The 10,175-nt window shown below is 43.5% G+C and carries 9 protein-coding genes; 5 read left to right on the forward strand and 4 right to left on the reverse strand.

What is annotated here, in order from left to right:
- Positions 1 to 20: 20 nt before the first annotated feature.
- Complete coding sequence (locus tag BCU12_RS09855) at positions 21 to 488, reverse strand: hypothetical protein (RefSeq protein ID WP_102404148.1); 468 nt, start codon at positions 486 to 488, stop codon at positions 21 to 23.
- Positions 489 to 590: 102 nt separating this feature from the next.
- Complete coding sequence (locus tag BCU12_RS09860; protein WP_102404149.1) at positions 591 to 1,034, reverse strand: hypothetical protein; 444 nt, start codon at positions 1,032 to 1,034, stop codon at positions 591 to 593.
- 178 nt (positions 1,035 to 1,212) lie between these two features.
- Here BCU12_RS09860 and BCU12_RS09865 point away from each other — a divergent pair, with 178 nt between their 5' ends.
- On the forward strand, positions 1,213 to 1,833 hold the full coding sequence (locus BCU12_RS09865) for a 3'-5' exonuclease (protein WP_102404150.1): 621 nt from the start codon (positions 1,213 to 1,215) through the stop codon (positions 1,831 to 1,833).
- A gap of 175 nt (positions 1,834 to 2,008) precedes the next feature.
- The gene (locus tag BCU12_RS09870; protein WP_102404151.1) at positions 2,009 to 3,199 is read left to right on the forward strand and encodes a DEAD/DEAH box helicase; all 1,191 of its coding nucleotides are present in this window, start codon (positions 2,009 to 2,011) and stop codon (positions 3,197 to 3,199) included.
- A gap of 138 nt (positions 3,200 to 3,337) precedes the next feature.
- Here the strand turns inward: BCU12_RS09870 and BCU12_RS09875 are convergent, their stop codons facing one another.
- Positions 3,338 to 4,357 (reverse strand): lactonase family protein, encoded by a 1,020-nt coding sequence (locus BCU12_RS09875; protein ID WP_102404152.1) that lies wholly within the window; start codon positions 4,355 to 4,357, stop codon positions 3,338 to 3,340.
- A 953-nt stretch (positions 4,358 to 5,310) separates the two neighbouring features.
- Here BCU12_RS09875 and BCU12_RS09880 point away from each other — a divergent pair.
- A complete protein-coding gene (locus BCU12_RS09880) occupies positions 5,311 to 5,754 on the forward strand; it encodes a cytidine/deoxycytidylate deaminase family protein (RefSeq protein ID WP_102404153.1) in 444 nt (147 codons plus the stop codon).
- Between the two features lie 25 nt (positions 5,755 to 5,779).
- Here BCU12_RS09880 and BCU12_RS09885 read toward each other — a convergent pair whose 3' ends face one another.
- Entirely contained in the window at positions 5,780 to 8,425 is a 2,646-nt protein-coding gene (locus tag BCU12_RS09885; protein WP_102404154.1) for an ATP-binding protein, read from the reverse strand.
- A 115-nt stretch (positions 8,426 to 8,540) separates the two neighbouring features.
- On the opposite strand from BCU12_RS09885, the gene BCU12_RS09890 reads away from it, so the two are divergent.
- Positions 8,541 to 8,963 (forward strand): hypothetical protein, encoded by a 423-nt coding sequence (locus tag BCU12_RS09890; RefSeq protein ID WP_241909795.1) that lies wholly within the window; start codon positions 8,541 to 8,543, stop codon positions 8,961 to 8,963.
- Between the two features lie 9 nt (positions 8,964 to 8,972).
- Positions 8,973 to 10,019: a porin gene (locus BCU12_RS09895; RefSeq protein ID WP_102404155.1), complete on the forward strand. Its 1,047-nt coding sequence runs from the start codon at positions 8,973 to 8,975 to the stop codon at positions 10,017 to 10,019.
- The last annotated feature ends 156 nt before the right edge of the window (positions 10,020 to 10,175 follow it).

Raw genomic sequence — 10,175 nt, forward strand, 5'->3', positions numbered from 1 at the left:
AGCGGTGAGGATTTATCGAATTAGAACTGACTATTTAACGCGACATAGAGTGCGTTGGACTCTTTCCAACCAGAAATTCGGTGTTCTGACGCAAATGCGTCACCAAAGGATGAATAGGAAAGTTGAAAAACTTGTTTGTAATGAGGAAGGTGTGTGAGCGCATCAAAGAACTCACTGTCTCGATCATTGGTCTCTTCGATTGTAGAAGAAGAGCTCAGCCAGCGGTTTGAATTAACGATAGCAATGGCGCTATCACTGACTTCAGATTGAGAAACAGGCTTTGGAACTGGTGAATCTGGAATGCTTTGCTCAGAAGGCAGTGAGGCCTCAAGTGTGAGAAAGCTTACATCACCTTGGCTGACTGTCGCTGGCGTAGTTTGAACGCCATTTAAAGCTTGATCACTTTTTGCTAGGTATGCGAACGCTTGCGACGGCATAAGCAATGCAAGTATTGTCAACCAGAACAATTTTATTAAGTGAGCAGACATCTAATCAGCCATAAGCGTAACCAACAGATTGTCATAATAGAGGTGAATAGGTTCAGCCACAACTAAAAAGAACTAAAACAACATTGAGCGCTCTTGCTCTACCTACTTTGGACGCGTCGGCACGAGCTTAAGGTAAGAGTGAAGTTCACCATTCTTATATTCTATGGCTGAATAGAGGCTATTCTCACTTTGCCCTATGACTGCGAACTCGTACTGATTCTCTCCTTTAATGATTCGAACAATCAGCAAGCCATCTTCCAATTTCCATTGGCCAGTCGTATGCAATCGGTCAAACAGTTTATATTCGTCTAGGGTACCGTCAGAGTAAAAGGTAAGCTCTGTGATATAGCCCTCTGTGCACGTTTTAATCCACGGTGACTGTAGCACTTCATTGTCCATGATATCGGCTTTACCACGCCGCCACTGTTCGTACTCATCACTTGCGCGGAATTTAGGGTCGATCGTTTCTGGCTCAACGGCAGGCGCACTGATGCACTCTCGGTGAAACAGTTGCAATAGAACGTCCGCTTTCGCCTGTTGTCTCATATTATTCTTACTCTATGTCGATGGTGAGCCCATTACTTGCCTGCGTCTATTTGAAACAGGCACAGTGCCATAATGATAATCTATTGATGACAATGGCCAATGTAAATGACTAGTTTGAGCAGTGAGATCCTTGCTATAATTTGCCTCGTATTTTATTTCTTTTCTACACAGGCAACCCATGATCCCCACCTCTGCTAAGTCCATTATTATCCTCGATTTTGAAACCACAGGTTTGTCCCCCAACATGGGCGACAGAGCAATTGAGATTGGTGCCGTAAAAGTAGCCGATGGTGAAGTCATTGATAGCTTTCAACAGCTCATGAATCCGGGCTTTCGTGTCAGTAGTTTTATAGAGAGCTATACTGGGATCACTAATAATATGCTGGCAGGGGCACCCAGCAATGAGCAAGTGATGAGTGAGTTTTCTGAATTCATTCAAGACAGTCACTTGGTGGCGCATAACGCTTCATTTGATCAACGGTTTCTAGACGCCGAGCTCGATCTGATTGATCGTGATTACAGTGGCCAGTTCGTCTGTTCACTTTTGGTGGCACGACGCCTTATTCAGGATGCACCCAGCCATAAGCTCGGAGAACTGGTTAAATTCAGGCAAATTGAGAACGACGGAGTATTTCACCGAGCATTAGCCGATTCTGAGGTCACTGCAAAATTATGGCTTTCGATGGTGAATGATGTTGAAAGTAGGATTAACAGCGACGTCAGCTTTGATTTTATGAAAAAAATCAGTAAAACCAAGAAAACAGCCGTCGAAGCGCTTCTGAACAAAGAGGCGCTATAATTAGAACCATTGAAAGCGCTTGGAATGCCATATTGGCATGTTACACTGCGCGCCTTAGCTGCATTGCGGTGTGTAAGGTTGGGTTGATTAGAAATACGTATTCAATCTGAATTATGCAATCTTTACTCATCGCTCAGCCTGTTATTTATACCCATTACTATTACCGAGACCGTCAATGCCATTTTCTAAATTAGGATTAAGCGCCCCACTTCTTCAAGCCATCAATGAACTTGGTTACGATAAACCAACCGAGATTCAACAAAAGGCCATTCCGCTTGTTTTGTCAGGGCAGAACCTAATTGCTGCGGCTCAGACGGGGACAGGTAAAACAGCCAGTTTTGTCTTACCAATCCTTGAGATGCTAAGCAGAGGTGAAACTAAACGTAAAAAACGTATTCGTGCTCTCATCCTGACTCCAACTCGCGAGCTCGCGATTCAGGTCGAAAAAAGCATCAATGCTTACGGTAAACACCTCAACCTTACTTCAACGGCCGTTTACGGTGGCGTTAGTGAAAAACCGCAGAAGCAACTTCTTATTGATGGTATTGACGTGCTGGTTGCTACACCAGGCCGACTTCTAGACTTATACGGCCAACATGCTGTTCACTTCGAAGAAGTTGAAACCTTCGTTCTAGATGAAGCGGACCGCATGCTCGACATGGGCTTTATTGAAGACATCAATAAAATCATTGCTCGCCTGCCGCAAAACATTCAAAACTTACTGTTTTCAGCAACCCTTTCTAACCCTGTTCGTGAACTGGCGAGAACGGCCATTGACGAGCCTGCTGAAATTTCCATTGCCAAGCATAGCGCGTCTAAAGACAGCATCGAACAATGGCTTGTAACGGTCGACAAAGATAAGAAATCAGCACTACTCAGCCATATGATCCAAGAAAATGATTGGGATCAAGCGCTTATTTTCATTGAAACGAAGAAAGGGGCGGCAAAACTGGCTTCTCAATTAGAGAAACGTGGCATTGAGGCAGAACCCTTCCACAGTGGCCGAAGCCAAGAAGTCCGCTCTAAACTATTGACCGATTTTAAAGACGGCAAGATTAAATACCTGATTTCAACAGGCGTCGCGGCGCGTGGTATCGACATCCAAAACCTAACTCGCGTCCTTAATTACGATCTACCTTACCCAGCGGATGAGTATGTTCACCGTATTGGTCGTACTGGACGTGCAGGTGCAAAAGGCGAAGCGATATCGTTTGTCTCTAAAGACAACTTTAAGAACCTGTGCATGATTGAAAGCCGCTTAGGCCACTTAATTGAACGTCGAGAAATTGAAGGGTTCAAGCCAACTAAGGAAGTACCTATTTCTATTTTGAATTACGTACCGAAGCATAAGCGCCCAATCGAGTAACCGCACTCGAAAGACACGTAGCAATCAAAAAGAGAGCGAATTATCGCTCTCTTTTTATTTAGGTTCAGTGCAAGAATGCCGAGTACTGATTTCAATTTACTATCTCGAATAACAAGCTCGATTTACTATCTTGAATAACTAGCTCAATTGGCTAACACAAACAGGTGCATTGGCTTCCAATGAGTGCCCTGTAAAGCTCAGAAGTCCCGTTTCTATATTGCGTTTATAGCTAACAAGCACATTGGAGTTTTGATTGGCGACCACACACCATAAGCCATCTTCACTGATAGCAAAGTCTCTTGGAAACTCCCCTTCACTGCCGACTGATTCAATAAACTTCGGCAACGCGCCATCAACAGAAAAAATAGCGATCTGGTTTTGATGGCGGCACGATACGTACAAAAACTGTTCATCAGGAGACAGTTTAACGGCCGATGCCGCTTCTCCCTTTTTCTGGCCAGGCAATAGATCCGTTTCATCCACGACTAACCATTCATCATCAATATCTTTCAGCGTAATCAGCGTTTCAGACAGCTCACACACCACATAAGCGGTTTGTTCAAGCGCATCAAACACCAGATGACGAGGGCCGTTCCCAGCAGGAATAGATACGGTCTGCACAGGTGTCTTATCAAAGGTGAGCAAAGCGCGGTCATACTGAAAAAAATGAATGGCATCAGAGCCAAGATCAACAACCGCTAGCTGGTCGCGCGTGGATAAAAACAGAGCTTGGTGCGCATGAGGCGATGCCTGCCTATCTACGTTCACACTACTGCCATCAACAAAGAGATCGGCAATGAGCTCTATCGGTTGGCCCGTTGAACGCAGCGTACAAACATTCACGTTTCCAGATCCATAATGAGAAATAGCAATAAACTGATGGTGTTTATCAATCGAAATATGGCATGGAGAATCGCCATTTAAGTCCAACGTATCACTAGAGGAATCGATCAGCGTATGTAATCGAGGTGGGGTCTCTTTCGCTACTTCGTTTGCTGTGTATTTGGCTTGAGGAGTAGAAGCCACATAAGACGGATTTTCAGTTTGAAGCATCACATGCTTTTGTGTCAATTTACCAGAGTGTCCGTTTAACTCTACACAAAGCACACCCTCGTCTGTCTTAAGACCATCGCTATAGCATCCGATAATAAAATCCATTCATTCCCTTAATTTTTTATCTAGTTTGAAGAGCCGTTTATCCTCAGTCTACTATAAATCCAAAATTCGATAAGGTGAGCTAGATTCAATATCCTATGAAATAACGGTGATTTGAAATGAAACTTTCGTGCAGTAGCAACACTGAGAGATAAACCTCAGAGAAACGATGCTTTTCAGCGACTGAAAAAGAAAAAACCCACTAAGCGTTAACTTAGTGGGTTTTCTATTCTTACTCGCAGCAATCCGGCTACAATATGATGCTCCCTGCATCGAATCCTTGATAGTATGCTGATTCCTTCAGCTCTTCCTTATCATCGCCTTCCTAGCGGTGTCCTCGGCTATCCTGCCCGTTAGCTATCCTCGCTAACTCACATCACCCAATCCATGAGTAGTGTCCTGACTTCATCATCCTAATAAAGATTTTTCTTATTCCTTTAAGCGTCCATTAATCGGTCTTGTAACCATCCTAGCTACTAGCGTCCGGCTAATGTCCTTTGCAATCCTTGCTGACTATTCTTCCTGAATAACCATATCTTCGTCCTGAAGATGACCAATCCTTGGGTCTTTCCTGTTCCGTGTCCGCTCCTTGCTGACAACATGGTTAGAATACGTTTTCGCTCGGCAGCGAACAATGACCGTGTTGTGAATGAATCTATAACCCAACCGTTCAAGATTCAAACAAGCCATTTAATATCAAATGGTTAAGGCTTGCATATTCTTGTTTTCTTCAAGAGAGAAACCAATAGTCTCACAGGTTTGTAAGAGATATCTCACAAGCTATCGTGGTAAATAAGGAAGCTTTTATTGAACTGTTTTTACGAATTGGTCGTTTTAGCGACAATAGGACACCAAATTACCGCCAATTCCAGTCAATTACTGGGTGCTAAGCAACAGTAAGTCGATATAATAACCAGATACCTCTTTCATCATTCAATATTAGTTAAGGAACTCCAATGATCTCTAAATGGTCACAACGTTTTTTTCAAATGGCTGAGCTTGTCGGCTCTTGGAGTAAAGATCCTTCCACTCAAGTTGGCGCGGTCATTACCAAAAACAATCGCATCGTTTCTGTTGGCTTCAATGGATACCCACATGGCATCTCAGACAGCGCCGATACCGATGAGCGAGACATGAAATATCTGAAAACACTTCATGCGGAAGAAAATGCCATCCTTTTTGCTAAACGCGATTTAGACAGCTGTGAGATTTGGGTGACGCATTTCCCTTGTCCGAATTGTGCGGCAAAGATCATTCAAACGGGCATTTCTGCGGTTCACTGCCCAGAGCAGACGGAAGATTTTCTATCGCGTTGGGGCGACAAGATTAAGATCAGCCAAGATATGTTCCTGCAAGCCGGTGTGAAAGTAAACTGGTTACCGTTAGACACACTGAAATAAAACGTCTATCCATCCATTGCGTGAATTACGCGAGTTTCAACTGATTAAAAATATCGAATAGCTGCTGTGATTTATAAGGCTTGGGCAAATAGGCGTCCATCCCTGCATCAAAGCAGCTAGCCACTTCTTCATCGAGCACACTTGCGGTTAAGGCAATAATGGGTATTTTCGGTTTGCCATTTTCCACTTCCCACTCTCTGATCTTTCTCGTGGCAGTCAGCCCATCCATGACGGGCATCATGCAATCCATGAGTACCGCGGTAAAAGGTTGACCATTGGTTATCGCTTGAAGCGCTTCCAACCCATTACTCGCAATGCTGTAATCCATACCGATTTTGTCTAGGAAGAAACTGGCGATCTTTTGGTTCATCAAATTATCTTCAACGATCAAAACACGCTTGGTTGAATAGATAGGCTGAGACGAAAGGACAATATCAACCAGAGCACTTTGCCCACTGTGTTCATCGACACATTTCGCCAGTACTTTTTCAAAACGGCGTCCGAGTATCGGCAACGTAATGGTCGCTGATACTCGACTCGCGAGATCTGGAGAGATGGTTAAATGGTGCTGACAGCCAATGACCTCTGCTGCTGGAAACTGCTGTCTTAACGCTGACACCTCTTGATGAGCACTTGCCTCTGTCGATTTACAATAGAGAATCAAATCGTACTTGCTGATGTCGTTTAGAGAGTGTTCAGCTTTTTCGTAATGCGTCACCGCCACTCCGTAGAGTCGGCATTCTTTGATAAGCATTTCCGTGTAGTTAGAGTGATTGGAAATAAAGAGCGCTTTGAGTGGGAAGGTAGCGCGAGCAGGCTGAGATTCTGCAGCCTCAACAGGAATCGTACACTGAAAGCTACTGCCTAACCCTTTGGTGGATTCAACATTCAAACTTCCCTTCATTAACTCAACGAGCTGACAACAAATAGCAAGCCCCAGCCCAGTGCCGCCATATTTCCTTGTGATACTGCCATCTTCTTGAGTAAAAGGATTGAAAATAGAATCAAGCTTCGACTTCTCGATGCCAACACCCGTATCGATAATGGTCAATTTCAGGCAGGTTTGTTCACCATCATCAACGTACTCTACTTTGGTCGTCACGACTCCATGCTTGGTAAACTTCACGGCATTCGAGAGTAAGTTCATCAATACTTGCTTCAACCTAAACTCATCAATCTTCAGTCGAGTCGGTATGTCGTCTGCGATCTCAATCGCTAGCTCTACCAACTGGCTCACTGACTTCGAGGTCATCATATTCACGGACTCGTAAACCAGCTCCTTCACATCGACATCATTAGGTGCAAGCACTAAGTTGCCTGATTCAATCTTAGACAGATCGAGAATATCATTGAGCAACACCAACAGCGACTGAGACGATGTATCAATATCAGCAAGGACGTCTCGTTGACTCGAATTCAAGTGACTTTCTGACAGGATTTCCGTCATGCCAATAATGCCATTTAATGGTGTGCGTATTTCGTGTGACATATTGGCGAGAAAGGCACTTTTCGCTTTATTTGCGGCAACCGCGGCTTCTTTGGCTTGGATTAAGCTGCGTTCATGCTCTTTCTGTTCAGTGATAATGCGATTGAGCCCTGAAGCGAAACGCGTAAATTCATCATTACCGTCGTTCTCGATAAGCGCCACTTCCGTCTGACCAATATGGCCCATTGTGGTGAGGATTTTCTTCAACTTCGTATTAATGCGGTAAAGCGTGCTTGCCCCCCAGTAAAAGATAAACAAGACAAGCACAAGCCCCGCAATAGAGATAGCTAATATTTGAGTCTTAGCTGTTTGCATACTTTGGGCTAAGTTTGTAGTCAGCAAATCGTTAAAAATGGTGATCTGTTGGTTTACCAAACTGTATCTTTGCTCAATATTACCAATGTACCCCTTAAGTTCTTTCGCGGACATCTGCGCACTCAGTGCCTTTTCCTTCACCATGTTGCCTTGAGTGAACTCTTTACGCGCAAACAGCGACACCAATGATTTTAACTGTTCATTGTTGGCACCAGTAATAAACTTATCAAGATAGAATTGTTGACGTTCGGACGTCATGAAATACTCAGATCGATATTCAACATAGGGTAGGTTTTGTTCTGCGATCACTTGTGCAAGCCAGGCCTCTCTCTGCATCCAGAAAAGAAACCAATTCAAATCACTAAAGACTAACTCTAGCTCGTGAATTTCCAGAGAGGAGTCATGACTGGTGACTTTATGCAGCTCACTGTTCAGCTCATGGACCACCTCAAAGACGAGATTTCCTAAATCGATGATCTCACTGGGGCTCGCTTCTTTAATGTCTTGAACTAAGTACTTCAAATCCTCAATCTGCAGTGAAACAAGGTTATCGCTCTCGATGCCATGGTGGGAATGTTCACTCGTATGAGCAACAGCAGCCAGGGCATCTAACTTGCTGCTAAGTGCTTGGAGTTTCGTATCAAGATTCGATTCACCTTGCTGAATTTTTTCCGTAAGTAACTGATATAAATTATTGTTTATTTCCGTGAGTAACTCTAAGGCGTCCACCTTCTCGGTAGTGACCGTATGACTATGAAGCCGAACTTGAATCATCCCAATATACGAATAGGAGAATCCAACAATTATCATCAGTGGGACAAGGCAGAGAACAATCAGCCTTAGTTTAATTGATAATTTTGTGAGCAGCATTAAGTCCTTTCCCTTGAAACTATCTCGTCCTAACCTACTTTTAATAGTAGTAAAGATTCAGTTTCATATGAAAATTTTCACCATAACCATCAGACTCAAAGTCAAAGGAGTGTACTTGAGCCGTCTGAATTACCTATGCTTGCTCTGTTTGTTCTCATTCCAAGTCACCGCTTACGACTACGCTATTGTCTCGCTTAATCACGACTTTCCTTCCCTTCGTTCCAGCCAAGTAAAAATGCTGTATAGAGGACGGCTTACCTCTATAAGCGGCACTCGAACGCGACTCGTTGATTTACCAGCCGTATCGAATCAACGAGAAGAGTTCTACTTAAAAATACTGGGAAAGAATCCATCACAAATGAATGCGATTTGGGCCAGACAAAGCTTCTCAGGCAAGGCAAAGGCGCCCTTTGAATTGAAAACTGAAAACCCGCTAGATGTCATCCAATGGCTTAATAAACATCAAAATGGCATTGCTTATTTACCAATTAACAACGTCACAATCGATATGAATATTCTCTATAAAACAGATAATTAAGGCTAGAATATGAAGGTATGGTTTACATTGCTACTCATTGTTTATGCGCCCTGGTGCGCAGCTCAAATCAATGTTTCAGAATCCATTCGGCTCAGCGGTTTTGCCACTTTTTCCGCCGCTAAAACAGATGCCAACACACCACTGATCATAAATAGAGAGATATCCGACGAATGGTGCTTTGATTGTGATACCGCCGTTGGGCTTCAATTGGATGCCGACATTAACGATCACTGGCGCGCTTCAGCTCAAGTGGTAAAGCGGCCTCAAGACCACTTTTCTTCGCCTGAATTAGAGCAAGCCTTCATCGAATTTGCCAACCGAAACTACCAAGTCAAGGTGGGAAGGTTAAGAGTTCCACTCTACATGCTATCCGAAGTCTATTATGTCTCTTCTGCGTACCCTTGGTTGCGTTTGCCAATCAGTGTCTATTCATTCGACTTAGGGCTAACCCATTTTGATGGAGGGCGGCTAGACTGGAACTTTGAGTTAACGGACAACACCCAATTGATCGTCTCGCCCTTTGTGACTTCATCATCGGACATTGATCAAAATCTGTATGGCGTAGCCAGCCGATTTGAAACCAAAGCAAGCCCGGGCATCAGTTCTCAAATACTTTATAACGACAATGAATTCAGATTTAGCTACCTTCGATCCAATGTCACCATTACTAGCCCACTGGTCAGCAATGGCAGAACGAATAACAATGTAGATTTAGTGACTTTAGGGGCCAGCTACTACTTTGACGAGCTGCACTTTCAATCTGAAATACTGTTCTCAAACGACTTTGATCCAGATTGGTACGCTGGGTTTGACTACACACTCGGGAAATGGATTCCCTATATTCAATATGGGCAACAGCGCAATCGTGTCAAAAATGAGTCTTACCTCATTGGGACTCGTTACAACATAACTCGTCAACTGAATCTGAATCTCGAATGGCAATACATTGAAGGGCGAGAAGAGCCAGCCAATGGGTACTTTACACAAATTCAACTGCCACCCTCAATAGAGTCAACCGTTCACCTTTATTCGGTCGGTCTGTCGTTAACCTTTTAAGTTGTATATTTTAGTTGTTTCACACTTTTTTTGTCTTCAATGAAACGACTCATAAATATTCGTGCTACTGATCGTTATCATCAAAAATTAAGTCTATTCATCTAAAAAAGTCAATCCGCAATTTGTCGGTAAAAACCAACACCAAGAACTATAATT

The organism is Vibrio sp. 10N.261.55.A7, assembly GCF_002877365.1.
Classification (GTDB): Bacteria; Pseudomonadota; Gammaproteobacteria; order Enterobacterales; family Vibrionaceae; genus Vibrio.

Coding starts and splice junctions, on each gene's coding strand:
- BCU12_RS09855 (WP_102404148.1), bottom strand. CDS start 488: ATGTCTGCTCACTTAATAAAATTGTTCTGGTTGACAATACTTGCATTG.
- BCU12_RS09860 (WP_102404149.1), bottom strand. CDS start 1,034: ATGAGACAACAGGCGAAAGCGGACGTTCTATTGCAACTGTTTCACCGA.
- BCU12_RS09865 (WP_102404150.1), top strand. CDS start 1,213: ATGATCCCCACCTCTGCTAAGTCCATTATTATCCTCGATTTTGAAACC.
- BCU12_RS09870 (WP_102404151.1), top strand. CDS start 2,009: ATGCCATTTTCTAAATTAGGATTAAGCGCCCCACTTCTTCAAGCCATC.
- BCU12_RS09875 (WP_102404152.1), bottom strand. CDS start 4,357: ATGGATTTTATTATCGGATGCTATAGCGATGGTCTTAAGACAGACGAG.
- BCU12_RS09880 (WP_102404153.1), top strand. CDS start 5,311: ATGATCTCTAAATGGTCACAACGTTTTTTTCAAATGGCTGAGCTTGTC.
- BCU12_RS09885 (WP_102404154.1), bottom strand. CDS start 8,425: ATGCTGCTCACAAAATTATCAATTAAACTAAGGCTGATTGTTCTCTGC.
- BCU12_RS09895 (WP_102404155.1), top strand. CDS start 8,973: ATGAAGGTATGGTTTACATTGCTACTCATTGTTTATGCGCCCTGGTGC.